Source organism: Streptomyces sp. NPDC043685, assembly GCF_056436585.1.
The window spans coordinates 144,157-170,176 of record NZ_JBWKCH010000002.1 but is presented as its reverse complement, the minus strand read 5'-3'; the positions used below and the strand labels follow the sequence as shown (position 1 = coordinate 170,176).

At 70.4% G+C, this 26,020-nt stretch carries 24 protein-coding genes, 1 tRNA gene, 2 pseudogenes and 1 riboswitch; of the genes and pseudogenes, 8 read left to right on the top strand and 19 right to left on the bottom strand.

Annotated features, from left to right (window positions below; translation table 11 throughout):
* Positions 1-217 precede the first annotated feature (217 nt).
* Both AC0665_RS05495 and AC0665_RS05490 read left to right on the top strand, forming a co-directional pair.
* Positions 218-1,693: a glycoside hydrolase gene (locus AC0665_RS05495; RefSeq protein ID WP_478704475.1), complete on the top strand. Its 1,476-nt coding sequence runs from the start codon at positions 218-220 to the stop codon at positions 1,691-1,693.
* A 148-nt stretch (positions 1,694-1,841) separates the two neighbouring features.
* Positions 1,842-2,855, top strand: a complete 1,014-nt coding sequence (locus AC0665_RS05490; RefSeq protein ID WP_478704474.1) for an SEC-C metal-binding domain-containing protein — start codon at positions 1,842-1,844, stop codon at positions 2,853-2,855.
* On the opposite strand, the pseudogene AC0665_RS05485 reads toward AC0665_RS05490, so the two are convergent.
* The 4 genes and pseudogenes from AC0665_RS05485 to AC0665_RS05470 form a co-directional block, all read right to left on the bottom strand.
* Positions 2,828-3,190 (bottom strand): annotated as a pseudogene (locus AC0665_RS05485) (dihydrofolate reductase family protein); the annotation flags it as partial. The gene AC0665_RS05490 and the pseudogene AC0665_RS05485 sit on opposite strands and share 28 nt — an antisense overlap.
* Positions 3,191-3,217: 27 nt before the next feature.
* The gene (locus AC0665_RS05480; protein ID WP_478704473.1) at positions 3,218-4,333 is read right to left on the bottom strand and encodes an MrcB family domain-containing protein; all 1,116 of its coding nucleotides are present in this window, start codon (positions 4,331-4,333) and stop codon (positions 3,218-3,220) included.
* Positions 4,334-4,826: 493 nt separating this feature from the next.
* Complete coding sequence (locus tag AC0665_RS05475) at positions 4,827-5,285, bottom strand: DUF2267 domain-containing protein (RefSeq protein WP_478704472.1); 459 nt, start codon at positions 5,283-5,285, stop codon at positions 4,827-4,829.
* Between the two features lie 114 nt (positions 5,286-5,399).
* Positions 5,400-5,822: an Hsp20/alpha crystallin family protein gene (locus AC0665_RS05470; protein WP_363122027.1), complete on the bottom strand. Its 423-nt coding sequence runs from the start codon at positions 5,820-5,822 to the stop codon at positions 5,400-5,402.
* A gap of 170 nt (positions 5,823-5,992) precedes the next feature.
* Here AC0665_RS05470 and AC0665_RS05465 point away from each other — a divergent pair, with 170 nt between their 5' ends.
* Together AC0665_RS05465 and AC0665_RS05460 are read left to right on the top strand one after the other, a co-directional pair.
* Positions 5,993-6,295: a hypothetical protein gene (locus AC0665_RS05465; protein ID WP_478704471.1), complete on the top strand. Its 303-nt coding sequence runs from the start codon at positions 5,993-5,995 to the stop codon at positions 6,293-6,295.
* 453 nt (positions 6,296-6,748) lie between these two features.
* A pseudogene (locus AC0665_RS05460) lies at positions 6,749-8,165 on the top strand (alginate lyase family protein).
* A 170-nt stretch (positions 8,166-8,335) separates the two neighbouring features.
* On the opposite strand, the gene AC0665_RS05455 reads toward AC0665_RS05460, so the two are convergent.
* The 5 genes from AC0665_RS05455 to AC0665_RS05435 all read right to left on the bottom strand — a co-directional run bounded on the left by AC0665_RS05455 (position 8,336) and on the right by AC0665_RS05435 (position 14,150).
* Positions 8,336-9,448 carry a sensor histidine kinase gene (locus tag AC0665_RS05455; protein ID WP_478704470.1) on the bottom strand — a complete coding sequence of 371 codons (1,113 nt, stop codon included), beginning with the start codon at positions 9,446-9,448 and terminating at the stop codon, positions 8,336-8,338.
* On the bottom strand, positions 9,441-10,145 hold the full coding sequence (locus AC0665_RS05450) for a response regulator transcription factor (protein ID WP_478704469.1): 705 nt from the start codon (positions 10,143-10,145) through the stop codon (positions 9,441-9,443). The genes AC0665_RS05455 and AC0665_RS05450 overlap by 8 nt, the downstream gene beginning before the upstream one ends.
* A 286-nt stretch (positions 10,146-10,431) precedes the next feature.
* Positions 10,432-11,136, bottom strand: a complete 705-nt coding sequence (locus AC0665_RS05445) for a VanZ family protein (protein WP_478704468.1) — start codon at positions 11,134-11,136, stop codon at positions 10,432-10,434.
* Positions 11,137-11,236: 100 nt separating this feature from the next.
* Entirely contained in the window at positions 11,237-12,712 is a 1,476-nt protein-coding gene (locus AC0665_RS05440; protein ID WP_478704467.1) for an MFS transporter, read from the bottom strand.
* A gap of 94 nt (positions 12,713-12,806) precedes the next feature.
* Complete coding sequence (locus tag AC0665_RS05435) at positions 12,807-14,150, bottom strand: DUF445 domain-containing protein (RefSeq protein WP_478704466.1); 1,344 nt, start codon at positions 14,148-14,150, stop codon at positions 12,807-12,809.
* Between the two features lie 195 nt (positions 14,151-14,345).
* On the opposite strand from AC0665_RS05435, the gene AC0665_RS05430 reads away from it, so the two are divergent.
* The gene (locus AC0665_RS05430) at positions 14,346-15,680 is read left to right on the top strand and encodes an SGNH/GDSL hydrolase family protein (RefSeq protein WP_478704465.1); all 1,335 of its coding nucleotides are present in this window, start codon (positions 14,346-14,348) and stop codon (positions 15,678-15,680) included.
* Between the two features lie 40 nt (positions 15,681-15,720).
* Here AC0665_RS05430 and AC0665_RS05425 read toward each other — a convergent pair whose 3' ends face one another.
* The 4 genes from AC0665_RS05425 to AC0665_RS05410 are packed head-to-tail and all read right to left on the bottom strand — an operon-like array spanning position 15,721 to position 19,097.
* Positions 15,721-16,446, bottom strand: coding sequence for a DUF1707 SHOCT-like domain-containing protein (locus AC0665_RS05425; RefSeq protein WP_468409580.1), 726 nt, complete (start codon positions 16,444-16,446; stop codon positions 15,721-15,723).
* A gap of 33 nt (positions 16,447-16,479) precedes the next feature.
* Positions 16,480-17,481, bottom strand: a complete 1,002-nt coding sequence (locus AC0665_RS05420; protein WP_478601953.1) for an ABC transporter ATP-binding protein — start codon at positions 17,479-17,481, stop codon at positions 16,480-16,482.
* A 1-nt stretch (position 17,482) separates the two neighbouring features.
* Complete coding sequence (locus AC0665_RS05415) at positions 17,483-18,247, bottom strand: ABC transporter permease (protein ID WP_478602789.1); 765 nt, start codon at positions 18,245-18,247, stop codon at positions 17,483-17,485.
* Positions 18,248-18,296: 49 nt separating this feature from the next.
* Positions 18,297-19,097, bottom strand: coding sequence for an ABC transporter permease (locus AC0665_RS05410; protein ID WP_478602787.1), 801 nt, complete (start codon positions 19,095-19,097; stop codon positions 18,297-18,299).
* 481 nt (positions 19,098-19,578) lie between these two features.
* Between AC0665_RS05410 and AC0665_RS05405 the strand changes: the two genes are divergently transcribed.
* A complete protein-coding gene (locus tag AC0665_RS05405) occupies positions 19,579-21,987 on the top strand; it encodes a transglycosylase domain-containing protein (protein ID WP_478601952.1) in 2,409 nt (802 codons plus the stop codon).
* Positions 21,988-21,999: 12 nt separating this feature from the next.
* On the opposite strand, the gene AC0665_RS05400 is transcribed toward AC0665_RS05405, so the two are convergent.
* From AC0665_RS05400 to AC0665_RS05390, 3 genes are all read right to left on the bottom strand, one after another.
* Complete coding sequence (locus tag AC0665_RS05400) at positions 22,000-22,320, bottom strand: DMT family transporter (RefSeq protein ID WP_356447652.1); 321 nt, start codon at positions 22,318-22,320, stop codon at positions 22,000-22,002.
* Positions 22,321-22,354: 34 nt separating this feature from the next.
* Positions 22,355-22,422, bottom strand: a riboswitch (guanidine-III (ykkC-III) riboswitch).
* 62 nt (positions 22,423-22,484) lie between these two features.
* Entirely contained in the window at positions 22,485-22,841 is a 357-nt protein-coding gene (locus AC0665_RS05395) for a GroES family chaperonin (protein WP_031140106.1), read from the bottom strand.
* A 44-nt stretch (positions 22,842-22,885) separates the two neighbouring features.
* Positions 22,886-23,215 (bottom strand): DUF3618 domain-containing protein, encoded by a 330-nt coding sequence (locus tag AC0665_RS05390; protein WP_363122014.1) that lies wholly within the window; start codon positions 23,213-23,215, stop codon positions 22,886-22,888.
* A 96-nt stretch (positions 23,216-23,311) separates the two neighbouring features.
* Between AC0665_RS05390 and bcp the strand changes: the two genes are divergently transcribed.
* Positions 23,312-23,779, top strand: coding sequence for a thioredoxin-dependent thiol peroxidase (bcp, locus tag AC0665_RS05385; protein WP_468409586.1), 468 nt, complete (start codon positions 23,312-23,314; stop codon positions 23,777-23,779).
* 39 nt (positions 23,780-23,818) lie between these two features.
* A tRNA-Leu gene (locus AC0665_RS05380) sits at positions 23,819-23,905 on the top strand.
* A 4-nt stretch (positions 23,906-23,909) separates the two neighbouring features.
* On the opposite strand, the gene rdgB is transcribed toward AC0665_RS05380, so the two are convergent.
* From rdgB to rph, 3 genes are all read right to left on the bottom strand, one after another.
* Positions 23,910-24,512 carry an RdgB/HAM1 family non-canonical purine NTP pyrophosphatase gene (gene rdgB / locus AC0665_RS05375; protein ID WP_468633315.1) on the bottom strand — a complete coding sequence of 201 codons (603 nt, stop codon included), beginning with the start codon at positions 24,510-24,512 and terminating at the stop codon, positions 23,910-23,912.
* A gap of 133 nt (positions 24,513-24,645) precedes the next feature.
* On the bottom strand, positions 24,646-25,044 hold the full coding sequence (locus AC0665_RS05370) for a hypothetical protein (protein ID WP_468409594.1): 399 nt from the start codon (positions 25,042-25,044) through the stop codon (positions 24,646-24,648).
* A 144-nt stretch (positions 25,045-25,188) separates the two neighbouring features.
* Entirely contained in the window at positions 25,189-25,926 is a 738-nt protein-coding gene (rph, locus tag AC0665_RS05365; protein ID WP_468409596.1) for a ribonuclease PH, read from the bottom strand.
* Between the last annotated feature and the right edge of the window lie 94 nt (positions 25,927-26,020).

Here is a 26,020-nt window from a genome sequence, read left to right as displayed (position 1 = left end):
GCCGTCCGTTATACAGGACCGTCCTCCCGCCCGGGCCTCATACAGGGCCGTCCTCCCGCCGGGCCCGCCACTTCGTACACGGGTTTGAGAAAGGTTCGTCAGAACTCTCGACAACCCACCCGCCACACCCGATGCTTCTCGTCACCCGACAACGGGACACCCCTGCGACGCCGGGCCGGGGACCGGCGTGCGCCCTCATCTCCCTTACGGAGGAGCCGTGATCCGACGCAGAAGTCTGCTGGCCGCAGCAGGCGGAACGTTCCTCGGCAGCGCCCTGGCGACGGGCACCGCACGCGCGGACGCCACGATCGCCGTCAACCCGTCGACGACCTACGGCACCTGGGAGGGCTGGGGCACCTCCCTCGCCTGGTGGGCCAACGTCTTCGGCGCCCGGGACGACTTCGCCGACCTGTTCTTCACCACCAAGTCCGTGACGTACAACGGCCGTTCCCTGCCCGGTCTGGGTCTCAACATCGCCCGCTACAACCTCGGCGCGTGCAGCTGGAACAGCGTCGGCGGCGAGACGATGGTCAAGTCGCCCAACATCCCCGCCTTCAAGCAGATCGAGGGCTTCTGGCAGGACTGGAACAACGAGGACCCCACCTCCTCGGCGTGGAAGTGGACGGCGGACGCCAACCAGCGCGCGATGCTGGTGAAGGCGACACAGCGCGGCGCGATCACCGAACTGTTCGCCAACTCCCCGATGTGGTGGATGTGCGCCAACCACAACCCCTCGGGCGCCTCCGGCGGCGGCAACAACCTCCAGACCTGGAACTACCGCCAGCACGCGAGCCACTTGGCCGCGACGGCCCTGTACGCGAAGAACAACTGGGGCGTGAACTTCGCGACGGTCGACCCCTTCAACGAGCCGGCCTCCACCTGGTGGACCGCGACCGGCACCCAGGAGGGCTGCCACATGGACCCCGCGGTCCAGGCGGCCGTCCTGCCCTACATGCGCAGCGAACTGGACAAGCGTGGCCTCACGGGCCTGCGCATCGCCGCCTCCGACGAGACGAACTACGACACGGCCCGCTCCACCTGGTCGTCGTTCAACTCCACGACCAAGGGCCTGGTCTCGCAGGTCAACGTGCACGGCTACCAGGGCTCGGGCGGCCGCCGCGACCTGCTCTACACGGACGTGGTGACCACGTCCCGCAAGAAGCTGTGGAACTCCGAGACGGGCGACAGCGACGGCACCGGCCTGACCATGGCCTCGAACCTCTGCCTCGACTTCCGCTGGCTGCACCCCACGGCCTGGTGCTACTGGCAGGTCATGGACCCGTCGACGGGCTGGGCGATGATCGCCTACGACGCGAACACCCTCCAGCCGACCACCGTCCAGACCAAGCACTACGTCATGGCCCAGTTCAGCCGCCACATCCGCCCGGGCATGACGATCCTGACCACGGGCGTGGACAACGCGGTGGCGGCGTACGACGCGACGGCCCGCCGCCTGGTGATCGTCGCGGTCAACACGGCGACCTCGGCCCAGAACCTCACCTTCGACCTGTCCCGCTTCTCGACGGTCACGGGCGGCTCGGGAGGCCTGGTCCCCCGCTGGAACACGGTCACCACGGGCGGCGGCGACCTCTACACGGCCCGCTCGGACATCCGCCTGTCCGGCAAGTCCGTGAGCGTCCCCTTCGCGGCGAAGTCGGTCCAGACCCTGCAGATCGACGGCGTGACCCCGTAGTCACGCTGCGGTCCGGCCGCGGTCCCGCGGCGGCGGTTCGGGACGAAACGTGAAGCCCGGGGTGGCGAGCGGGGGAAAGTCGGGAGGCCGAGTGGTCTGGCCTGCGCATCTCTCACGCTCGTCACCTCCCGGCAGTACGGTGTCCCCCATGCGCCCCGACACGCCTGCCGAAAACGTCGACCACACCGCCGAGGCGGCACGCCTGGAGCGGACCGCCGGCCTGTATCCCGAGGACGCCGAGGCCCTGCTGCTGCGGGCAGCGGCCCATCTGGAGCTCTCCGGCGACCGCCCCACCGCGACGAAGCTCTACGACCGCCTCCTCGCCTCCCCCGAGGCCCTGGACAACCCGCTCCTGGTACGGGCGCTCAAGGCCTCCAACCTCTGGGAGTACGGTCACGAGGCCGAGGCCCGCGCGATCATCGAGGGCGTCCGGGCGGCGTCCCCCAAGGACCCGGCCGCCTGGGTCATCGTGGCGGAGTCCCTGGAATCCCACGACGAACTGGAAGCGGCCCACGACACGTTCACGGAGGCCGTACGCCACCTCCTGACGGACGTCCCGGAACCCCCGCAGCCGACCCACCCCCTCCTCTTCGGCCGCCACCGGGTCCGCCGCATGCTGGGCCGCTCCCACGACGAGTGGGACGCCCTGGCGGACTCGGTGCACTCCCTGCCGATCTCCCTGGACGAGCTCCACGACCCCAGGCGCGTGTGGTCCCTGGGCTCGGAGAACCCCGCGGAACTGGAGGCGGAGATCCTGCGCCTGCGAGCAGAGGTCGGCGCGTACCGGGAGGCCCTGTCCCGCCCGTTCCCGGTGGCGATCCTGCACTGGCCGGCGGGCGAGCTCACGGAACTCCTGGAGGCGTACCCCGCCCTGTCGACGGAGTACCCGTCCCACGCCGACCACCTGACCTCGATAGAGCAGTCGCTCCGCGAACTGTCCACCTCCGGCACCCCGAACCTGGGCATCGTCACGGGCACGGTCCCGTCCTACGAGGCCTTCGCAGCTTCGGAGGGCGCGTCCCCGAACGACCCGACGCTCCTGCCGCAGTACGCGACGACACTGGCGGCGCGGGGGCGGGCGGTGGCTTGGCCGCCGCAGCGGGGGGCGGCTTGCTGGTGTGGGTCGGGGTTGGGTTATGGGGAGTGCCACGGGGCAGCCTGAGACACACACCGCTTCCATACAAGTACCGGGGAGAGCTTCCGCCAGAACAGGTGGTGCGTTACGCCGCTGGGCTGGGCACCACCTTCAGGTGGAACTGGTCGCGCAGTTCCTCCGGTGGCTCCGAGAGCTGCGGCCAGGACCTGATTTTCACCGGCGAGACCGCCACGTGCAGGGGTGTCTAGGAGGTCGGCGTCGAGGAACTCACCGATGGTGATGCCCCACCCGCAAGCCTCCCGTCCCTCCCTTGCGCGGATTTCCGGACTACTCAAGAACCAGTAGGCCAGATCATCCTCGACGAGGTGCAAGGTAGCGCCGGAGAGCGTGTACGAGGGCCGCGTGGGTCAATGTCACTGGGCGTTCAGTCACGTACAGATGTTATCCACTAGCCCCCACGCCGTGGCCTTAGGCGAACCACCCCAACCATCACCGGAGCGCCAGATTGAGGCGATTCCATGGCCTTCCAGGTACTCAGCGTATTGCCCTATGTCGTCAGTGAAGAGAGCTATGAGGTGAGGTCGGGGTTCCCCTCGTAGCTCATGCCAGAAGTAGCTGTACTCGAAGAGCTGACCGACGGCCTGACGCACCGCGTGGGTGGTGTTGCCGTTTTTCACCGTCTTACCCTCGACAAGCCAACTAGATTGTGAGCTTCCATCACCACGGCGCAGAACCAGGTCACGTGGATGCATCCCGGCAATCACGGGTGTGTACCCACAAGTTACGGAGTGGTAGCCGAAGTCCTTGATGAGTTCTTCATGGACCCTCGTCCTCCGCTGCCTGCCCCCTTGTAGACGCACGTAGTAGTCACCACTGTCCTTGGGGCAAAAATCGTCGAGAGGGTCGCCTGGTGGGCGTTCCTCGGGGAGGTACTCCACGCGAAGATCGTCTTCGCCTGGCGTCTGAAGATGGATCCGCTGTGCCACAGTCACGTCCCGAAGGAGCTTCGACGCTTCCAGCAAGTCGGCGCGAAGCGTCTCTTCTGTCGGGAGGTTCGCTATTTCATAGCACCTAGCTACCACGCTGCCGGCTTCGTACGACCGAGGGCGCCACTCTTTAGATCCGAGATCCAGTCGATGCCTCCAACTCGGTGCCAGGGCTGGCGGGAGCGCGGCTCGCAGTCGCCGCGCACGCGCCCGCAACTCACGCCGAAGGTCTTGGCGCCGAGGGAAGCTCTTCTTGAGGCCAGTCACACCCTGTTGTAGCGTCAGCGTCACAGTGGAGAGATCGGCGCTGAAGATATAGGCGAGATATAGACCATCATGCGGTTCCGTGTTGATCGCGGGGTCATAGACGCCGATCCATGGGGTGCTACTAGCGAAGCCTTGGCCCCCGTGACCATCTGCGGTGAAGCCAGGAGGCAATGGGAGGTCGCCCCTGTCCTTCACGCCACGGAGCAGAGTCTGGCCCGGCACGTCATTGGAAGCCAAGGCAGCGGCATCGTAGGTATCTGCGATCCGGGTGAGCAAATCACGAAGTGGCATGCGTCAAAAGCTAACCCCTTCCGTCACCCATGATCCATGCCGATGCGGCAACCCACTTGGAGACGCGCAACTTTGTCCGGTACGCCGCATGCCCGCTCGCTGGCCCGCGCCACTCGTGCTAGGAACTGACTTCGGGATAGAGATGGCGCCTAGTAGGGCGCCCGACGCCCAACAGGACTGCGCATCAACCGTCGTTCCGATCGTCGTCGACCTCTCCAAGATCGTTACCATCGAATGAGCGCGCGGTGTCTGTCGTACGCGTCAATCTCACCGATATCGGGCCCGGTCTGGCCTTCGCGTTCCGCCTCGGCAAGGAGGCCCCTGTGTGGCGTGGGCGACTGCGCACATCGACGCCCTCCTGGTTCAGCTCGGTGGCTTCCGACCGTAGGCGTTGTCGCGCGCTCGCGCTCCGGGTTATCGCCTCGGCTGCGGCCACCCCCTGGGCAGCTGTCACAAGGGGTGGCCGTCCGCCATGCCGATCCGGCTCAGGGGCTCACGACGCCGGCGTCAGGTCCGCTCGGCCGAACAGGAGGGCGTAACCGGGCGGGAGTTGGGTGAGGACGCGGGTGACCAGGTCGTCGCCGACCAGGGACGACAGGACGCCCAGGACCGAGCTGACGTCCCAGCGGGCCGTGGCGGGGGTGGCTCCTGGTGTGCGGGACGCGACCTCGTCGACGAACTGCGCGGCTGTCAGGCGGCGCGTGGCCGGGAGCTGCGAGGCGATCAGGCGGGCGGCTTCCCCGGGCAGGGCGCGGGCCAGGTCGACCCGTTCGTCGCCGGTGACGTGGGTGCCGAGGGCGGCCAGGACGGTACGGGTGACCTGTTCCGCCTTCGACCGGGTGGGGTAGAGGCCCGACTCGCGGACCGCGTCGATCAGTCGGGGCCAGCCGTCTACGTCGTCGGGGCGGGGGGCGTGTCCTGTCGTCACACGGGGCACCGTCGGCGTGCTCATGTGTGGGGTTTTCCTCCGGGTGTGTGCGGGGGCGTGGGTGTGGGTGTCGCGCCGCCGGTGGGATCGGACCGGCGGCGCGACCTGCGTACGGGCGGTTGTCGCGTGCCGTGAGGTTCAGCCGCTGATCTGCCTACGGCTGTCGCCGCCCGAGATCTGGATGCGGCGGGGCTTGGCCTGCTCGGCCACCGGGATGCGCAGGGTCAGGACGCCGGCCTCGTAGGAGGCGTCGATGCGCTCGGTGTCGAGCGTGTCGCCGAGGAAGAGCTGGCGGGTGAAGGTGCCGGTGGGACGCTCGGCGACCAGCGGTTCCGCGCCCTCGGGGGCGGGGGACCTGCGCTCGGCTCGCACGTTCAGGACGTTGCGCTCAACGTCCAGCTCGATCGTCTCGGGGTCGATGCCGGGGAGGTCGAAGTGGACGAAGAAGTCGTCTCCGGAGCGGTAGGCGTCCATCGCCATCGCGGACGGGCGGCCGGCGGAGCCCAGGACCTGCTGGGTGAGGCGGTCGAGTTCACGGAAGGGATCCGTGCGCATGAGCATCACTGGTCACTCCTCTCTTCGGGTGCAGTGGGTGCGATGCCATACGGTCTGCGTCTTCTTATATAGCTCGGAGGAGGAAACTTGACAAGCCCAGGCTCAGGTTCGGGTTTCGGGGGTCTACGGGGCTAGCCTCAAGATCCCGAGCAGGGCGTAGAACGCAGGAGGCAGGCATGGCGAAGGTTCCCAGTGCGGTGGTCGCCGCGAGCGGGCTCGTGGGCGGGTACGGCGTGGCCCGCTGGACCAGGCAGCGACCGCTCGGCGGGGTCGTGCTGGCCGCGGCCGGAGTGGCGGCGGCACGCCAGTGGCGGCAGCAGGCGGGCGGGGTGACCGCCGGGGCGTTGTCGGCCGCGTACGTCGCCGCCTTCGCCGGGTCTCATCCGCTGGCGAAGAAGGTGGGTGCCTGGCCCGCCGTCTTCGGGGTGGCGGGGGCCGTGGGTCTGGCGTCGTGGGTGGCGGCGGACCGGCGCGGCTGACCGTCGATCGACCGGCGGAACGGCCGGCCTGGCGGCCGAGGGGACTGGTGACCCGTCGGCCGGTAGGGCGGTGGGACGGTTGACCGGCCGATGGCCGGCCGGTGTGAGGGTCCGCCGTCTGCGTGTCTGCCGTCTGCCTGCCTGCCGGGTGGGCGATGACCGGCTGTCTCCGCACAGACAGCAAAGAACCCGGCCCTGAGATCAGGGCCGGGTTCTTGTCAGAGCGCCGGGCAGGCCTTGCACCTGCATCTCCCCACAGGAAGTGGGGCGTCTTTCCTTGGACCACCAACGCATCGTCCGTCTGCCGGAGTCCCGGCGACCGGATGCAGATCAACTATAGCGCAGTTTCTGTTATCGCCCCGCCACCCGGCCGTCTCCTCACCGTCCCCCGCAGGTACGCGACTTACGACGCTGAGGTACGACGACGTGACACAACGGATCAGCCGCCGGAGCATGATGAAGGCAGCGGGCATCGGTATCGGTGCCGGTGTGGGTGCCGCTATGGGTGCCGGTATGGGTGCGGCCGTGCTCGCCACCCCGGCTCACGCTGCCGGCGCCCCCTTCGCTCATCCCGGGCTGCTGCACACCCGTGCCGATCTGGACCGTATGGCGGCCAAGGTGAAGGCCGGTGCCAGACCGTACGCCGCCGGGTTCGCCAAGCTCACCGCCAACCGGCACGCGCAGAGCGGCTGGCAGGCGAATCCGCAGGCCGTCGTGTACCGGGGGTCGGGCTCGCCCGAGAACTACAGGCTCCTCTACAACGACCTGCACGCCGCCTACCAGAACGCCCTGCGATACCACGTCAGCGGCGAGGAGGCCCATGCCGACACGGCCGTCGCGATCCTCAACGCCTGGTCGGGGAAGCTGACCCGGCTGGAGGGCAGCGCCGACCGGTTCCTCGCGGCCGGGTTGTACGGGTACCAGTTCGCGAACGCCGCCGAACTCGTGCGGGGTCACGCGGATTTCGAGCTCGGGCGGGCGCGGGAGTTGCTGCTCGGCGTGTTCCATCCGCTCAGTGACGACTTCCTGACCCGTCACAACGGCGCGGTCGTCACCAACTACTGGCCCAACTGGGATCTGGCGGCGCTCGCCTGTGTGCTCGCGACCGGGATCTTCTGTGATCAACGGGCTGTCGTGGAGCGGGCCGTGGAGTACTTCAAGCACGGCGACGGGTTGGGGTCGGTGAAGCACGCCATTCCGGTCGTGCACGAGGACGGGCTCGCGGAGTGGGTGGAGGCCGGGCGCGACCAAGGCCATGCGCTGCTCGGGGTCGGGCTGATGGGCACGGTGTGCGAGATGGCGTGGAACCAGGGGATCGACCTGTACGGGTACGACGACAGCCGGTTCCTCAAGGGGGCGCAGTACGTGGCCAAGTGGAGCCTCGGCGGGGACGTGCCGTACACGGCGAACACGCGGAAGAAGGGGGCGATCGGGGGGTGGTCGGGGAGCGAGACCGCCTCCGGTGTGGCCGGGGTGGACCCGGGGATGACCCGGCCGATCTGGGCGATGATCGCCAACCACTACACCAAGCGGCGGGGGTTGCCGGCCTCGTACGTCACACGGGCTGCGGCCAAGGCGGCGCCTGAGGGCGGGGGCGGGGACTACGGGCCGAACAGCGGGGGGTTCGACCAGCTCGGCTTCGGGACGCTCGCGTTCAGCCGGGAGCGGCAGGAGGCGCCTGCCGGAACGCCGAGTCCCGGTCCGGCCGGTGGCGGTGTCCGGACCGCGGGCTTCGGCGTCTCCGACGGCGGCGGGAGACGACCTCGCCGCCACCGGGACCGGCGATGCGGCGGGGTGGATCGCGGCGGCGGGCGTGAGTGCGGTGGCCGGTGGGCTGCTGATGCTGCGGCGCCGGGGGCGGGCCGGATAGCGGCCGAGCGTCTGCGGGGTGGGCCGCCGACCTCGTCGACGGGGGCGGCCCGGGTAGCGGCTGGCGTGTGCGGGGCGGACCGCCGACCTCGTCGACCGGGGCCCGCGCGGCTGGGACCGCACGCCGGGCCCGCACAGCCGGGACCGCACGCCGGGCCCGCACGGCCGGGATCACCTGCCGTCACCCCCGCGCACCCCAGCCGGAGGCGACGCGGTGGGGAGGCGGACCGTGACAAGGAGGCCGCCTCCGGGGCGGAGCGTGAGGGTGAGGGATCCGGCGTGGGCGCGGACGACGCTGTGCACGATGGCCAGGCCGAGGCCGACGCCGGCGTGTCCGTCGGTGCGGACGCGTTCCGTTCCGCGCTGGAAGGGCTCGGTGAGGGTCGGTACCAGTTCCGCCGGCACCGTAGGGCCGGTGTTCTCGATCCGCAGCACGCTCGCGTCGTGCCGTGTCTCGGTGTGGACCGTCACTGTGCCGTCGGCGGGGACGTTGTGGACGATGGCGTTCTGGACGAGGTTCGTCACCATCCGCAGCAGGAGTTCGGCGGAGCCGCTGGTCGGGGCGGCCCCGCCGGTGACGTCGAGGATGATCCGGCGCTGTTCGGCGAGGGGAAGCAGCGTTTCGGCGGCCTCTTCGGCGACGAGGGAGAGGTCGACGCCGACGCGGGTGAAGGTGCCGCGGTCGCTGCGGCTGAGCAGCAGGAGGGCCTCGGTGAGGCCGATCGCGCGGGTGTTGACGGCCTGGAGGCGGGCGAGGAGTTCGTCCCGGTCGCGGGTGGGGTCCTTGCGGGCGACGTCCAGCAGTGTCTGTGAGATGGCGAGCGGGGTGCGCAGTTCGTGGGAGGCGTTGGCGGCGAACCGCCGCTGTTCGGCGACGTGCGACTCGAGTTGTTCGAGCATGGTGTCGAAGGCGTCGGCGGCTTCGCGGAATTCGTCCCGGCGGCCTTCCAGTCGGATCCGGTGGGACAGCGATCCGTTCCCGGCCGTCCGTGCCGCGGCGGCGATCCGCGTGAGGGGCGCGAGCATCCGGCCGGCGAGGAGCCATCCCCCGACGAGTCCGAAGAGGAGCAGGAAGCCCATCGCCACGGCCGCGGCGGGGACGAAGGTGCGCACCAGGAGGTAGCGGTTGGGCGAGATCCCGAGCAGACCCTGGGAGTTGTCGGGTACGTAGCGCAGCAGATACGCCCACACCACGGCCAGCAGGAGCGCCCCGGCGACGGCGAGGAACCCGGCGTAGCTGAGGGTGAGCCTGAGCCGGACGCTGAGCCCAGGGCGTCTACGCATGCCCATGCCCATGCCCATGCCCGGGGCCGGAGCCGTGGTCGCCGTCGATGCGGTAGCCGACGCCCGGCACCGTGGCGATGATCCAGGGTTCGCCGAGCCGTTTGCGCAGGGCGGAGACGGTGATGCGGACGGCGTTGGTGAAGGGGTCGGCGTTCTCGTCCCAGGCCCGCTCCAGCAGTTCTTCGGTGCTGACGACCCCGCCCTCGGCGGCGACGAGGACGTCGAGCACGGCGAACTGCTTGCGGGTGAGCGCGACATAGCGGCCGTCGCGGAAGACCTCCCGGCGGAAGGGGTCGACGCGCAGGCCCGCGATCTCGCGGACCGGGGGGCGGGCGTAGGCGCGTCTGCGGTCGAGCGCCCGCAGCCGTATGACGAGTTCCCGCAGCTCGAACGGCTTGGTGAGGTAGTCGTCGGCGCCGAGGCGGAAGCCCGACTCCTTGTCGTCGATCCGGTCGGCCGCGGTGAGCATGAGGATGGGGATGCCGCTGCCGGAGGCGACGATGCGCCGGGCGACCTCGTCGCCGGAGGGGCCGGGGATGTCGCGGTCGAGGACCGCGAGGTCGTAGGAGTTGACGCTCAGCAGTTCCAGAGCGGCGTCGCCGTCGTTCGCGATGTCGGCGGCGATGGCCTCCAGCCGCAGACCGTCACGGACGGCTTCGGCCAGGTAGGGCTCGTCCTCCACGATCAGTACGCGCATGTCGGCAGCCTAGGCAGCACGGCATACCGCCGGCGTATGCAAAGACGGGGCCCGTGCCTCAGCCCGCCGGCGCCGGCTCGGGGCGCGGCCGGTCCGAGGGCACCTCAGCCCGCCGGCGCCGACCCGGGGCACGCCCGGCCCCACGGCACCTCAACCCGCCGGCGCCGCCCCAGGACACCCCGGCCCCACGGCACCTCAACCGCCGCTGCCAGCCCTGGACACGCCCCGCCCCACGGCACCTCAACCCGCCGGCGCCGCCCCAGGACACCCCCGGCCCCACGGCACCTCAGCCCACCGCTGCCGGCTCGCGACACGCCCCGTCCGACGGCGAAGCCACCCCGGTGCGCCACCAGCGGCGTGACGCCAGCGCGGCCAGGGCGGCGCCGGTGGTGTTGACCAGGACGTCGTCGACGGAGGACACCCGGTCCAGCCGCAGGACGTACTGGGCCGTCTCGACCAGGGCCGAGCAGCCCGCCCCGAGGGCCACGATCCGCGGCACGGACGCCAGGGCCGCCCACCGCATCGGGCCGAAGAAGCCCAGCGCGGCGAAGACCAGCAGGTTGCCGGCGATGCCGAGCGCCCCCATGGTGGCCAGGTCCCGCAGCGGTACCAGGCTGACCCGGGCGGGCGCGGTGCCGGCCGCGCCGCCCGGCATCATGGTCAGCCACAGGAACGGGACCGTGCCGTGCACCATGCCCACCTCGGCCAGCGACTTCGGCCAGGCCCCGGGGACACCGGCTGCCCGTCGGCGGTGGGCCAGCGCCCACGCCACCAGCGCGGACAGCGGCAGGGCGACCAGTGTCATGAGCACCACGCCGTTGAAGGTGTCGAAGCAGCCGTGCCACCGCCCGGCCACGCAGTCCGGGGCGGACATCATGAGCGGCCGCCGCAGGGTGAACGCGGCGGCCGCCAGGCCGGTCAGCAGCAGCACGGGGATCACGATGCCGCGTGTGCGGCGGGGTGGTGCCGTCAGGTCGGTGTGGGGTGTCATGCCTCCATTGCAGAGGGGGAGCCGTTGCGGGGGCGTATGCGGTTTCGCATACGCCCCCGATACACCGTCCGCGGCGGACGGACGCTCCGGCCGGCTGTCCTCAGGTGCCGGCGCCCGCCCGCTTCTCCCCCGCCGTGAGCGGCTTGGCGATGTCCTCGAGGGAGCGGCGTTCGGCGTTGACCGCGAGCAGCGCCGCGACCAGGCCCGCCAGGCACATCAGCGTCGCGCCGATCGAGAAGGCGAGGACCGTGTCCCCGACGACACCGGTCTCGGTGAGCTTGGCGAAGAGCAGCGGGCCGCTGATGCCGCCGGCCGCGGTGCCGATGGCGTAGAAGAAGGCGATGGACATGGCGCGGGTCTCCATCGGGAAGACCTCGGAGACCGTCAGGTAGGCGCTGGAGGCGCCGGCCGAGGCGAAGAACAGGACCGCGCACCAGCAGGCGGTCATGGTGGCCGCGCTCAGCGAGCCCTGGTCGAAGAGCCAGGCCGTGCCGAAGAGGAGCAGGCCGGACAGGATGTAGGTGCCGGAGATCATCACGCGGCGGCCGACCGTGTCGAACAGCTTGCCCAGGATCAGTGGTCCGACGAAGTTGCCGATGGCGATGACGGCGAAGTAGTAGCCGGTGTTGCCGCTCGGGACGTCGAAGAACGTCGTCAGGATCGCGCCGAAGCCGAAGGTGATCGCGTTGTAGAGGAAGGCCTGGCCGATGAAGAGGGAGAAGCCGAGGACGGCGCGCTTGCGGTAGTCGGAGAAGACCGTGCGGCCGATCTCCAGGAAGGAGACGCTGCGGCGCTGGTGGATGGTGATCTCGCCCTCCGCGGGCGGCAGCGGCTCGCCGTTGTCCCGTTCGATCTTCTGCTCGATGGAGGAGACGATGCGTTCCGCCTCGTCGTCGCGGCCGTGGATCAGCAGCCACCGGGGGCTCTCCGGGACGTGCCGCCGGACGAGGAGGATCACCAGGGCGAGGACGGCGCCGAGTGCGAAGGTGAGGCGCCAGCCGACGTTCGCCGCGAAGATGTCCGTGTCCAGCGCGACGATCGACAGCAGCGAGCCGAAGACCGCGCCCAGCCAGAAACTGCCGTTGATCATCAGGTCGGTGCGGCCGCGGTACTCCTTGGGGATCAGTTCGTCGATCGCGGAGTTGATGGCCGCGTACTCGCCGCCGATGCCGAAGCCGGTGAGGAAGCGGAAGAGGAAGAACCACCAGGTGTCGAAGGAGACCGCGGTCAGGGCGGTGGCCGCGAGGTACACCGCCAGGGTGATCATGAAGAGCTTTTTACGCCCCCAGGTGTCGGTCAGGCGGCCCCAGAAGAGGGCGCCCAGGCAGGCACCCGCCACGTACAGGGCGGCCGCCATGCCGGTGACCTCGCCGGACGTGATGGGCAGACCGCTGCCGGGCTCCGACAGGCGGCTGGCGATGTTGCCGACGACGGTGACTTCGAGACCGTCGAGGATCCACACGGTGCCGAGGCCGAACACGATCGTCCAGTGCCAGCGCGACCACGGCAGGCGGTCGAGGCGGGCGGGAATGTCGGTGGTGATGGTTCGGCCTCTTTCGGCCTGCGCGGTGCCCATGGGCTCCCTCCTCGTCGAGCGGAACCCGGTTCTAGTGCCCTGAGCGGTTTCTCTTACGCCCTGAGCCACCTCGCCCACGCCGTGATCCGGCCTCTCACGCGCCGAGCGCGTGAGACACCGTGTAGATGAGCAGACCGGCCAGTGAGCCGACCACGGTGCCGTTGATGCGGATGAACTGCAGGTCGCGGCCGATGTTGGCCTCGATCTTCTTCGTGGTGTGCTCGGCGTCCCAGCTCGCCACGGTGTCGGTGATCAGGGAGGTGATCTCCTTGCGGTAGGTGGTGACGACGTAGACGGCCGCGTCCTCCAGCCACCGGTCGACCTTGTCCTGCACCTTGCGCTCGGCCGCCATGCGCGAGCCCAGCGACAGCAGGGAGGCGCGCACCCGCAGCCGCAGCTCGCTGCGCTCGTCCTCCGCCGCCGCGACGATCATGGACCGGACGGCCGTCCAGGCGCTGGCGATGAGGTCCTGCACCTCGCCGCGGCCCAGCACCTCGCCCTTGAGCCGTTCGACGCGGGCGCGGGTCTCGGTGTCGGACTGGAGGTCGGCGGCGAAGTCGGTGAGGAAGCGGTCGAGGGCGCCGCGCGCGGGGTGGCCGGGCATGTCGCGCATCTCGGTGACGAAGCGCAGCAGTTCCTTGTAGACGCGCTCGCCGACCTTCCTGTCGACGAACTTCGGGGTCCAGCCGGGCGCGCCGCCCTGCACGGCGTCCATCACGGAGTCGCCGTGCAGCACGAGCCAGTCGTGGGCGCGGGTGACGACGAGGTCGACGACCCGTTTGTGGCCGCCGTCGGCGACGACCTTCTCCAGCATCTTGCCGATGCCGGGCCCGATCTCCTGGGCGTTCGCGCGGCGGGTGATGGCCTCGCCGACCACGGCCTGGACGTCGGAGTCGCGCAGGACCCTCAGGGCGCCGCGCAGGGCGGTGGACAGCTCGGCGGTGACCCGGTCGGCGTGCTCGGGGACGGCGAGCCAGGCGCCGAGCCGGCTGCCGATGCCGACGGCGCGCAGCCGCTGCCGTACGACGTCCTCGGAGAGGAAGTTCTCACCGACGAACTCGCCCAGGGAAACGCCGAGCTGGTCCTTCTTGGTGGGGATGATCGCGGTGTGCGGGATGGGGATGCCGAGGGGATGCCGGAAGAGGGCGGTGACGGCGAACCAGTCGGCGAGGGCGCCGACCATGCCCGCCTCGGAGGCCGCGGCGACATAGCCCGCCCAGGGCCCCGCGCCGGAGTTCTGCGCCCACTTGGCGAGGACGTAGACCACGGCCACGAACAGCAGGAGTCCGGTGGCGGTGAGCTTCATCTGCCGTACGCCACGCCGCTTTTCCTCGTCCGCCGGGCTGAAGGTCGTCATCGCACGGTTCACGGCGGCTCCGGGCCGGGCATGCTGCCCTCCGACACCGGCACCCTTTTCTTCCACTTTCGTCCGTTCCATCCGCTCCACCCGCTTGGTGATCCCGCACACATTGTCCCTTCCTGACCGACTCCTGGAACGGAACAGGAGTTCCCGGCGTCTGTCAGGAGGGGGTATTTGCCACGGGGTCCTGTGAGCTTCCCCCGGTCCATGACGCATCATGGGCACATCAGATCGGAGCCTTGGGCTCCCATCGCCCGAGGAGAACAACACAGCATGACCCGAGGACGTGGTTACGCCCTCCTGGGCGTGGTCGTCGCAGCGATCATGGCCCTTTCCGCCGCCATATACATCGGAGTGGCATCCGACGACGGCACACGCGACCGGACCGCCCTCGGCGACGGCCGTGTCCCGCACAACTCCGCGGCCCCGGCCTCCACCGGCACCTGGGTCGGCACCTGGTCCACGTCCCCGGCCGCCGCCGAACCCGGCACCGAGACGACGGGCATGGCGGACCGATCGGTGCGCAACGTCGTCCACACCAGCGTCGGCGGTACGAGTGCCCGCGTGACGCTGTCCAATCTCTACGGCCAGGCGCCGCTGAACATCACGCGGGCGTCGATCGCCGTCTCCGCGGGCAGCGGCACGGCGGCGGCACTCGCGGACACCATGCGGCAGCTGACCTTCGGCGGCGGCCCCTCGGTCGTCGTCCCGCCCGGCCGGCAGGTGATGAGCGACGCGGTCCGGGTCGTCGTCCCGCACGACTCCGACGTCCTGGTGACCACGTACACCCCGACCAGCTCCGGCCCGGTCACCTATCACCCGCACGCCCGGCAGACCTCCTACGTCGCCCAGGGCGACCACGCGCAGGACACCACGGGCACCCCGTACACCGAACAGAGCGTCTACTGGCGCTACCTGACCGCGCTGGACGTGCTGAGCAACGAGTCCGACGGCACGCTCGTGGCCCTCGGCGACTCGCTCACCGACGGCATCACCTCCACCCCGGGCGCCAACAACCGGTGGACCGACGTGCTCTCCGACCGGCTGCGCGCGCAGATCGCGGCCGGACGGGACCTGCCCCGCTACAGCGTCGTCAACCAGGGCATCAGCGGCAACCGGGTCCTCACCGACGGCCTGGGCCGCCCCGCGGACAACCCCAGCGCCCTCAACCGCTTCCAGCGGGACGTGCTGGAGCGGACGAACGTCAAGGTCGTCGTCATCGACCTCGGCGTCAACGACATCCTGCGCAACCCGCGCCTCGCCGACCCGAACGCGATCCTCGCCGGACTGCGCACCCTGGTCGGGCAGGCGCACGCCCGGGGCGTCAAGGTCGTCGGGGCGACCCTGATGCCGTTCCACGGCCACCGCGGGTACACCGACGCGCGTGAGGCGGTACGCCAGACGATCAACGCGGAGATCCGCGCCGGGAAGGTGTACGACGCCGTGGCCGACTTCGACAAGGCGCTGCGCGACCCGTACGACCCTCGGCGGCTGCGCCCCGACTACGACTCGGGGGACCATCTGCACCCCAGCGACAAGGGGTACACCCGCATGGCGGAGTCCTTCGACCTGGAGACGCTGAAGGGGTCGGCTCCGGCGGAGCTGTAGCCCCCGTCCGCTGCCGGGCGTCACAGCCCGGCAGCAGCCCTCAGTGCTCCCAGTGGGAGTCCCGGCGGCGGGACCCGTCCAGCTCCCGCCGCCCCGCCTCGCGCTCCAGCTTCTCCTGGCGGCGCTCCTCGCGGACGCGCAGCTTCTCCGCCCGGGTGAGCTTCCGCTGCACCCCGACGCCGCCCCAGAACGCGAAGCCCGTGACGACGACCCGCGGGGCGCCCGGCTCCCCCGCCACGCCCTCCTCGCGGTGGTCGAAGCCGCCCATGACGCCGATACCGCGGACGACGACCTCGACCCCGGGCGGCACGATCACATCCACCCCGCCCATGATCGCGATAGCGTTCACCTCGACCTCGCGGTCCGCGAAGTTCGCCTCGCGCAGGTCGATCTCCCCGCCGCCCCAGAAGGCGAAGCAGGTGAACCGCCGGGGCATCGTCCAGCGCCCCTTACGCTGGAAGCCGGACATCACGGCGACCGCCCAGCTGGAGGACCCCTCGCCGCCGACGATCCGCCCGGACCAGTCCGGGCCGGCCGCGGGGTCCTTCGTCAGGGACACCGCCGGAGCAGTGACACCCGCGGCCGGCAGGTCCCGGGTGATCGGCTCCAGCTCCCCGTAGGTCCGCGCCCGGTACGTCGCGTCCAGCCGCTCCTCGAACTCCGCCATGTCGAGACGGCCCTCGGCCACGGCGTCCCGAAGGATCTCGGCGACCCGTTCACGGTCGGCGTCGGAGGCGCGGAGGTCCGGGACTGCGTCGTCGGTCATGCACAGCAGATTACGAGTTCACCCCGCCGGGGGCTACGAGATCGACCGCTCGGCCTGTTCCGCGTACATCTTCGCGATCACCGCCTCGATGTCCGGCTCCCGCACCGACAGGTCCACCAGCGGGTAGTCGGCCGCGATCCGCGCCACCAGCGGCGCCGCCGACTCCGACGCCGGGAACGCCAGCCACTGCCGCGGACCGTCCACCCGCACCACCCGCGCGGGCGCGGGCGCCTCGATCGGCGGCAGCTCCCGCTCCAGGTCCACCACCAGGGTCCGTTCGCCCTCCCCCGCCTCGTGCAGCCCGGCGAGCGGACCGTCGTACATCAGACGCCCGTGGTCGATGACCATCACCCGCTTGCACAACTGCTCGATGTCCTGCAGATCGTGCGTGGTCAGCAGCACCGTCGTGCCGCGCTCGGCGTTCAGCTCCCGCAGGAACTCCCGCACCCTCGACTTGGAGACGACGTCCAGCCCGATGGTCGGCTCGTCCAGGTACAGCACCTCCGGGTCGTGCAGCAGCGCCGCCGCGATGTCACCGCGCATCCGCTGCCCCAGGGAGAGCTGCCGGACCGGCACGTCCAGCAGGCCGCCCAGGTCCAGGAGATCGACCAGCCGGCCGAGGTTCTCCCGGTAACGGGCGTCCGGGATCCGGTACATGCGGTGCATCAGCCGGTAAGAGTCGATCAGCGGCAGGTCCCACCACAGCGTCGTGCGCTGCCCGAACACCACGCCGATCCGGTGCGCGAGCCGCGTCCGCTCCTCGGAGGGGTTGATACCGGCCACCCGCAGCCGTCCCGCGCTCGGCGTGAGGATGCCCGTCAGCATCTTGATCGTGGTGGACTTGCCGGCCCCGTTCGGCCCGATGTAGCCGACCATCTCGCCGCGCTCCACCCGGAAGGAGATCGAGTCCACGGCCCGCACCCGCCGCCGCTCCCGCTTCATGAAGCCCGTCTTCTTGCGCACCTCGAAGACCTTCTCCACACCGTCGAGTTCGATGAACCCGCCGTGCGCGGTCCCGCTCGCCGAATCGGTCAACTCAACTCCCTGTACTCCGGTACGAACGAAGCCCCGTACGCCACGCCAGCCCGGCGAGCACACAGCAGGCCACTGCCACCAGCGGCGAGGCGAAGGCCGCCCACCCGGGCAGCCCGACCGGGTACGGCCGCCCCAGCACATAGGAGGCGGGCACCCAGTTGACGAAGGCCAGCGGCACCATGAAGGTCACCCCCCGCACCAGGTCCTTGCCGAACACCGACGGCGGATACTGCAACAGCGTGGTCCCGCCGTAGGTGAAGGCGTTCTGCACCTCCGCGGCGTCCTGCGCGTAGATCTGGAAGGCCGCCCCGGCCACGAACACCGCCGAGAAGATCGCCGCGCCGCTCACCACCATCACCGGCACCAGCAGCACCCTGCCCGCGCCCCAGTCGACGTCCACCGACACCAGCGCCCAGCCCAGCACCACCGCGCCCTGCGTGATCCGGCCCAGCCGCCGCAGCGCGAACCGGTCGGCCCCGACCTGGGCCAGCACCGGCGCGGGACGCACCAGCAGCGTGTCGAACGAACCGTCGCGTATCCGGGCCCCCAGGACGTCCATCGAGCCCAGCGCCAGATCGGCGATCCCGAACGACGTCACGGACAACCCGTACAGGAAGGCCACCTCCGGCAGCGACCAGCCGCCCAGCGAGTCCACCTGCGAGAACATCAGCAGGATCCCCACGAAGTCCAGGCAGGTCACCGTCAGGTTCCCGATCACCGTGACCACGAAGGAGGCGCGGTAGGTCATGCTGGAGCGCACCCACATCCCCGCGATCAGCCGGTAGGCCCGCAGCCCCTCGGCGACCGCACCGCGCTCACCCACCCTGCACCACCACCCGCCGCGTCGCGGCCGACTGCACCAGCCGGCCCACCCCCAGCAGCGCCACCGCCCACGCCGCCTGGAAGGCGAACGCCCCCAGCGGGTCCGTCTCCCCCATCAGCACATCCGCCGGCATCTGGATCTGCGCCGCCCACGGCAGCACCCGCACCACCTCGCCGAGCACACCGGGAAAGGCGTTCAACGGCAGCACCATGCCCGAGAAGAAGACCCCCGTGACCATCAGCACCTGATTGACGCCCATGCCGTCCATCAGCCAGAACACGCTCAGCGCCGCCAGATAGCGGATCGCGAAGCTCACCACCGTCGCCAGCAGCAGCGTGACCACGAAAGCCGCCCAGCGCGTGACGTCCGTCGGCAGCGCCATCGTGAAGAACACCGCGCCGAACAGGAACGGAACCACCCCCCGCCCCAGCATCTGGAACAGCGCCCGCCCCACGTCCCCCGCCAGCCACCACACCTGAAGATCGGCCGGCCGGTACAGATCGACGGCGATCTCACCGGTGCGGATGCGCTCCATCAGCTCCTTCTCCGCGCCCCCGCCCTGGATCGCCAGCGTCGCGTACAGGCACTGCCCCAGCCACACATAGGTCACGGCCTGCGCCTGGTCGTACCCCCCGAGGTGCGGCTTCTCCTCCCACAGCGCCAGATACGTGTGGACGAGGATGACGCCGAAGACCGTGTTCGTGAACACCCCGGCCAGCGTCGCCGCCCGATACGTCGCGTACCGCCGGAAAGCCCCCGCCGTGACGGCCGCGTACAACCGTCCCGAGCCCACATCCACCGCCCTCCTCGCCACCCGGCACCGAAGCGCAGGAGCCTAGTGGCCCGGCGAACGGGCGTGCCACGCAATTTCACGGACCCGCGCAGGCGGCGCACGGCGAGCGGGCACCGGCCCAGACGGTACGATCCGTTGCGTCCGCGCGGGCCGAGGCGCCCGTGGTCAGGGCGAGCAGCGTGGCGGCGGTGCCGGCCGGGCGGAGCGCGAGAGCCGTCACGATCCACGGTCGTGTCACCCTGCGGGCCGGTGCCGCACGGAAGAGTGGCCCTGCGGGCAGGCGTACGGAACAGCGCGGTTCACCCCGAGCCCGCCCCTCACGCGCTCACCCGCACACGGCCCACCGCACCACACGCCTCACAGCCCGGCCCTCGATCAGGGAACTGATCAACGAATGGGACAGTCTTCATCCCAGGGGCACAAGAGCGAGCAGAGACGTACGGGAACGACGTACGACGCGAAACAGGAGTCCGTGCACGACATGAGTGACGAGCCTCAGCCGCAGCAGCCGAACCCGGGCTGGGCACCGAGCAAGCCGCAGGCGGACGCCGGCGGCGACCCGGGCACGCCCGCGGCCACCGCGGCCGGGAAACCGAAGCGGACCGGCTGGCGCCGGCTGATCCCGACCTGGCGCATGACGCTCGGCGCGTTCATCGTCGCCGGGCTCCTGCTGGTCGGCGGCTTCTTCCTCGGCTACTCGCTGGTGCAGATCCCGCCCGCCAACGCGCTCGCCACCAAGCAGGCCAACGTCTACCTCTACGCGGACGGCTCCGTGATCGCCCGCGACGGCGAGGTCAACCGGGAGAACGTCACCCTCCCGCAGATCTCCAAGGACGCCCAGCACGCCATCCTGGCCGCCGAGGACCGCGACTTCTACACCGAGTCCGCCGTCGACCCCAAGGCCATGGTCCGCGCCGCCTGGAACACCGCCCTCGGCAAGGGCAAGCAGTCCGGCTCCACCATCACCCAGCAGTACGTGAAGAACTACTACCTGCGCCAGGACCAGACCGTCACGCGCAAGGCCAAGGAGTTCTTCATCTCGATCAAGCTGGACCGCGAGGTCAGCAAGGACCACATCCTCGAGGGCTACCTCAACACCAGCTACTTCGGCCGCAACGCCTACGGCATCCAGGCCGCCGCCCAGGCCTACTACGGCAAGGACGCCAAGGACCTCGACCCGGCCCGCGCCGCCTACCTCGCCGCGCTCGTCAACGCCCCCAGCCAGTACGACGTCGTCGCCCACCCCGAGAACCGGGGGGCCGCCGAGTCCCGCTGGAACTACGTCCTGGACGGCATGGTCAAGAAGGGCTGGCTCAGCGAGTCCGAGCGGACCGGCATGAAGTTCCCCATGCCGAAGGAGTCCACCCTCTCCACCGGCATGTCCGGACAGCGCGGCTACATCGTGCGGATCGTCAAGGACTACCTGGTCCAGAACAAGATCATCGACGAGAGCAAGCTCGACGCCGGCGGCTACCGCATCACGACCACCCTGCAGAAGGGCAAGCAGGACGCGTTCGTGAAGGCCGTCAACGACAAGCTGATGTCCAAGCTCGACAAGAAGAACAAGGTCGACACCTACGTCCGCGCCGGCGGCGCCTCCGTCGACCCCAGGACCGGCAAGGTCGTGGCGATGTACAACGGCATCGACTACGTCAAGCAGTACACCCCCAACGCCACCCGCAGGGACTTCCAGGTCGGCTCCACCTTCAAGCCGTTCGTGTTCACCTCGGCCGTCGAGAACCACTCCGAGACCCAGGACGGCCGCGTCATCACCCCGAACACCATCTACGACGGCACCAACAAGCGCCCCGTCCGCGGCTGGACCGGCGACCCCTACGCCCCCGAGAACGAGGACCAGCACTCCTACGGCGACATCACCGTCACCGAGGCCACCGACAGCTCCGTCAACTCGGTCTACGCACAGATGGCCGCCGACGTCGGCCCCGCCAAGGTCAAGCAGACCGCGATCGACCTGGGCGTCCCCGAAAGCACCCCCGACCTCGCCGACGGCCCCGCCATCGCGCTCGGCACCGCCACCGCCAGCGTCCTCGACATGGCCGAGGCCTACGCCACCCTCGCCAACCACGGCCGGCACGGCACCTACACCATGGTCGAGAAGGTCACCAAGGAGGGCACGCCCATCGACCTGCCCGCCCGGCGCACCCGGCAGGCCGTGAGCCGCGAGGCCGCCGACACCACCACCTCGATGCTGCGGAGCGTCGTCCAGAACGGCACGGCCTCCGCCGCGCAGGCCGCCGGCCGCCCCGTCGCCGGCAAGACCGGCACCGCCGAGGAGGACACGGCCGCCTGGTTCGCGGGCTACACCCCCGACCTCGCCACCGTCGTCTCCGTCATGGGCCAGGACCCGGTCACCGCCGCCCACAAGTCGCTGTACGGCGTCATGGGCCTGCCCCGCATCAACGGCGGCGGCGCACCCGCCGAGATCTGGACCCAGTTCACCCAGGACGCCCTCAAGGGCAAGCCCGCCAAGGAGTTCGACCTCAGGCTCCAGCCCGGCGCCGACGTCTCGCAGGCCCCCAGCAGCGAGGCCCCGGCCGACCCCACCACCGGCGGCACCACCGACGGCGGCACGACCACCGGTGGCGAGGAGACCGCCACCCAGACCCCCGAACAGTCCCCCAGCGCCCCCGAAGGCCAGACCGAGGGCCAGACCGACGGCGGCACCACCGACGGCGGCACCGACGGCCAGTCCCCCACCGGCGGCGGCACCGCGGACGGCGGAACCACCGACGGCGGCACGACCGACGGCGGGACCACCGACGGCGGCGCGACGGACGGCGGAGGCGGCGACGCGAGCGACGGCGGCGCGACAGGCGGCCCGACCGGCCCCGGCTGGGGCGTCGTCCCGCAGGGCGCCCGCCGCGAATAGCCCGACGCCCGCTCAGTGCCCGCTGGTCGCCTTCAGCCCCACCACGGCGACCAGCAGCAGGCACACGAAGAAGATCCGGGCGGCGGTCGCCGGCTCCCCCAGCACCACCATGCCGAACACCGCCGCCCCGGCCGCACCGATGCCCACCCACACGCCGTAGGCGGTCCCGATGGGCAAGGTCCTCGCCGCCTGCGACAGCAGCAGCATGCTCGCGACGATCCCGGCACCCGTGAGGACACTGGGCACCGGACGCGTGAAGCCGTCGGTGTACTTCATGCCGACCGACCACCCCACCTCGAGCAGACCGGCGACGACGAGCAGAACCCAGGCCATGACGGGCACCTTTCGGAAACGGGCTGACGGTGAAGGTGCGTCGTCTTTGCCTTGATCCCGGTACGGCGCGTCTCGTCGGGGGTCCCTCCAACGTAGCAAAGCCGCACGACACGGCGAAGGGGCCGGTGACCCGGGTCACCAGCCCCTTTCCACTGCCGCCGGTCCTACAGGTAAAGGCCCGTCGAGTCCTCGGCACCCTCGAACCGGTCCGCGGCCACCGCGTGCAGATCACGCTCGCGCATCAGCACGTACGCGATCCCCCGCACCTCCACCTCGGCCCGGTCCTCCGGGTCGAACAGCACCCGGTCACCCGCCTCCACAGTCCGCACGTTCTGCCCCACCGCCACGACCTCGGCCCACGCCAGCCGCCGGCCGACCGCCGCCGTGGCGGGGATCAGAATGCCACCGCCGGAACGCCGCTCGCCCTCGCTGGTGTCCTGCCGCACGAGGACCCGGTCGTGCAACATCCGGATGGGCAGCTTGTCGGGATGGGTGCTGTGCTCGTTTCTCTTGGCGCTCACGCCCTGAAACCTACCTGTCTTCCCGGCGAACGTCCGCAGTCGGGTCAGCCCTTGCGCCGCCGCGCACTGACCGCGAGCAGCCCGACCACGCCCACGACGACGAGCGCCACCGGCACGACCCTCTCCAGCCGGGGCGCGCCGTCCTCGTCCACGAACCGGGCCCGCACGTCGGTGACGGCCTTGTTGACCCCCACGTAGGCCCGCCCGAGGGTGTGGTCGATGTTCGAAGCCACCTTGGCCTTGGCATCCCCGACGATCGTCTTCGGGTGCACCCGCACCCCGATCTCGTCGAGGGTCTCGGCCAGGGTCGCGCGGCGGCGCCTGATGTCCGCCTCGATCTGCGCCGGGGTCCTGGTGTCCGCCGTGTCCGCCACCGTGTCGCCTTTCGAAGTCGGTGTGAAGCCTGTGCCGGACAGTCTGTCAGCTCCACGGCCCGTCGCACTGCCCCGACCCCCGGTTACGCTGGTCCGATGAGCGAGCGACTCCAGCCGGGGGACGTGGCCCCCGCCTTCACCCTGCCCGACGCCGACGGCACCGAGGTGTCCCTGTCGGACCACAAGGGCCGCAAGGTCATCGTGTACTTCTACCCGGCCGCCCTCACGCCGGGCTGCACGAAGCAGGCCTGCGACTTCACGGACAACCTGGAGCTGCTGGCGGGCGCGGGCTACGACGTCATCGGCATCTCCCCCGACAAGCCGGAGAAGCTGGCCAAGTTCCGCGAGAAGGAATCCCTCGAGGTCACGCTGCTGGCCGACCCGGACAAGCGGGTCCTGGAGTCCTACGGCGCGTTCGGCGAGAAGAAGCTCTACGGCAAGACGGTCGTCGGCGTCATCCGCTCCACGATCGTCGTGGACGAGGAGGGCAAGGTCGAACGGGCCCTGTACAACGTCAAGGCGACGGGCCACGTCGCCAAGATCATCAAAGACCTGGGAGTCTGAGGACGTTGCCCGACCAGTAGCATGGCCGGGCAACGCCAGGCGGCCGTGGTGGAACTGGCAGTCACGCTGGGTTTAGGTCCCAGTGGGGTAACTCCCGTGAGGGTTCGAGTCCCTCCGGCCGCACCAGACTTCAGCCGAGCAGCTCACGCACGACGGGCACCAGCGCCCGGAACGCCTTCCCCCGGTGGCTGATCGCGTTCTTCTCCTGGGGGGTCAGTTCCGCGCAGGTGCGGGACTCGCCCTCCGGCTGGAGGATCGGGTCGTAGCCGAAGCCGCCCGTGCCGGCCGGCTCACGGCGCAGCACCCCGCGCAGCTGTCCCTCGACCACCCGCTCGGTACCGTCGGGCAGGGCGAGCGCCGCCGCGCAGGCGAAGTGGGCGCCGCGGTGTTCGTCGGCGATGTCGGAGAGCTGGGCGAGGAGGAGGTCGAGGTTGGCCTTGTCGTCGCCGTGGTGGCCGGACCAGCGGGCGGAGAAGATGCCGGGGGCGCCGTTGAGGACGTCGACGCAGAGGCCCGAGTCGTCGGCGACGGCGGGGAGGCCTGTGGCCTGGGCGAGGGCGTGGGCTTTGAGGAGCGCGTTCTCGGCGAACGTCACGCCCGTTTCCTTGACGTCGGGGATGTCGGGGTAGGCGTCGGCGCCGACGAGTTCGTGGGGCAGCCCGGCTTCGGCGAGGATGGCGCGAAGTTCGGTGATCTTCCCGGCGTTGCGGGTGGCGAGGATCAGGCGACTCATGCCCCCAGTATTGCCGGGGCGCAGTCGCGCCCCGTCAGGGGCGCGGGGAACTGCGCGATCAGCCCCCGCACACCCGCACGCACCCACCGTCAGGAACCCGGCACATGAGATGCCCTGCCCAGTCGGCGCGGTGTTACGGCGTGCAGACCTTGGTCAGTTCGCCCGCCGCGTCCGTGACCGGGCTGATGTCGGGTGTCTCGTCGCCGTTCTTGATCGACGTGCGGACGTTGTCGACGGCCTTGTTGAGGTCGTCGACGGCCTTGCTGACGTCCGCGTTGTCGGTCTTGTCGCCGATGTCGCCGAGGTTCTTGTCGATGGAGTCGAGGGACTCGTCGAGCTGCGTGGGGTCGTTGGCCGCGCTGTCGACCGCCTGCTGGAGTTCGGTGACGCTGTCGGCGATGGCGTCGGCGGTCTGGACGCAGTCCAGTGCTTTGTCGACGGCGGCGCAGCCGGTGGTGAGTCCGGCGGTCAGCGCGATGGCCGCCAGGGTGGCGGCGACGGCTGCGGTGCGGCGTCGGCGGCTCGCGGCCATGGAGCGGTCCCTCTCGTTCGGTGGGGCCGGTCGGGCCCGCGTGGCTGGCCGGGCGCACAGGGATGAGCCGTGCGCCCGTACTCCTTCAGACGCGAGTGTGCTCGGCGCGGTTGCCCGCACCGAGCGCTCTTCTTGGTGTGCCCTTTACTTTCCGAGGACGGTATCAAGGGCGGTGCGCTGGTGGGCGGCGAGTTCTTCGCAGCCGGCGACGGCGAGGTCGAGGAGGGCGTTCAGTTCGTCGCGGGCGAAGGGTTCGGCTTCGGCGGTGCCCTGGACCTCGACGAAGCGGCCGTCGCCGGTGCAGACGACGTTCATGTCGGTGTCGGCTTTGACGTCTTCCTCGTAGCAGAGGTCGAGGAGGGGGACGCCGCCGACGATGCCGACGGAGACGGCGGAGACGGTGCCGGTGAGGGGCTTGCGGCCGGCTTTGATGAGCTTCTTGCCCTGGGCCCAGGCGACGGCGTCGGCGAGGGCGACGTAGGCGCCGGTGATGGCGGCGGTGCGGGTGCCGCCGTCGGCCTGGAGGACGTCGCAGTCGAGGACGATGGTGTTCTCGCCGAGGGCCTTGTAGTCGATGACGGCGCGCAGGGAGCGGCCGATGAGGCGGCTGATCTCGTGGGTGCGGCCGCCGATGCGGCCCCTGACGGATTCGCGGTCGCCGCGGGTGTTGGTGGAGCGGGGCAGCATGGAGTATTCGGCGGTGACCCAGCCTTCGCCGCTGCCCTTGCGCCAGCGGGGGACGCCTTCGGTGACGGAGGCGGTGCAGAAGACCTTGGTGTCGCCGAAGGAGACGAGGACGGAGCCTTCGGCGTGCTTGCTCCAGCCGCGCTCGATGGTGATGGGGCGAAGCTGCTGGGGGGTGCGGCCGTCGATTCGAGACATGGCGCTGAGCCTATCCGTACGTGCGGGACGGGCCCCTTCCGCGGTGGGGAGGGGCCCGTGCGGGTGACGTCGGGTGGCGTCAGGGTCCGTCAGG

Bases quoted from the DNA above. Each gene is read 5' to 3' on its own strand.
- AC0665_RS05490 (WP_478704474.1), top strand. From the start codon at position 1,842: ATGCGCCCCGACACGCCTGCCGAAAACGTCGACCACACCGCCGAGGCG.
- AC0665_RS05480 (WP_478704473.1), bottom strand. From the start codon at position 4,333: ATGCCACTTCGTGATTTGCTCACCCGGATCGCAGATACCTACGATGCC.
- AC0665_RS05475 (WP_478704472.1), bottom strand. From the start codon at position 5,285: ATGAGCACGCCGACGGTGCCCCGTGTGACGACAGGACACGCCCCCCGC.
- AC0665_RS05470 (WP_363122027.1), bottom strand. From the start codon at position 5,822: ATGCTCATGCGCACGGATCCCTTCCGTGAACTCGACCGCCTCACCCAG.
- AC0665_RS05465 (WP_478704471.1), top strand. From the start codon at position 5,993: ATGGCGAAGGTTCCCAGTGCGGTGGTCGCCGCGAGCGGGCTCGTGGGC.
- AC0665_RS05455 (WP_478704470.1), bottom strand. From the start codon at position 9,448: ATGCGTAGACGCCCTGGGCTCAGCGTCCGGCTCAGGCTCACCCTCAGC.
- AC0665_RS05450 (WP_478704469.1), bottom strand. From the start codon at position 10,145: ATGCGCGTACTGATCGTGGAGGACGAGCCCTACCTGGCCGAAGCCGTC.
- AC0665_RS05445 (WP_478704468.1), bottom strand. From the start codon at position 11,136: ATGACACCCCACACCGACCTGACGGCACCACCCCGCCGCACACGCGGC.
- AC0665_RS05440 (WP_478704467.1), bottom strand. From the start codon at position 12,712: ATGGGCACCGCGCAGGCCGAAAGAGGCCGAACCATCACCACCGACATT.
- AC0665_RS05435 (WP_478704466.1), bottom strand. From the start codon at position 14,150: ATGGAACGGACGAAAGTGGAAGAAAAGGGTGCCGGTGTCGGAGGGCAG.
- AC0665_RS05430 (WP_478704465.1), top strand. From the start codon at position 14,346: ATGACCCGAGGACGTGGTTACGCCCTCCTGGGCGTGGTCGTCGCAGCG.
- AC0665_RS05425 (WP_468409580.1), bottom strand. From the start codon at position 16,446: ATGACCGACGACGCAGTCCCGGACCTCCGCGCCTCCGACGCCGACCGT.
- AC0665_RS05415 (WP_478602789.1), bottom strand. From the start codon at position 18,247: ATGTGGGTGCGCTCCAGCATGACCTACCGCGCCTCCTTCGTGGTCACG.
- AC0665_RS05405 (WP_478601952.1), top strand. From the start codon at position 19,579: ATGAGTGACGAGCCTCAGCCGCAGCAGCCGAACCCGGGCTGGGCACCG.
- AC0665_RS05400 (WP_356447652.1), bottom strand. From the start codon at position 22,320: ATGGCCTGGGTTCTGCTCGTCGTCGCCGGTCTGCTCGAGGTGGGGTGG.
- bcp (WP_468409586.1), top strand. From the start codon at position 23,312: ATGAGCGAGCGACTCCAGCCGGGGGACGTGGCCCCCGCCTTCACCCTG.
- rdgB (WP_468633315.1), bottom strand. From the start codon at position 24,512: ATGAGTCGCCTGATCCTCGCCACCCGCAACGCCGGGAAGATCACCGAA.
- AC0665_RS05370 (WP_468409594.1), bottom strand. From the start codon at position 25,044: ATGGCCGCGAGCCGCCGACGCCGCACCGCAGCCGTCGCCGCCACCCTG.
- rph (WP_468409596.1), bottom strand. From the start codon at position 25,926: ATGTCTCGAATCGACGGCCGCACCCCCCAGCAGCTTCGCCCCATCACC.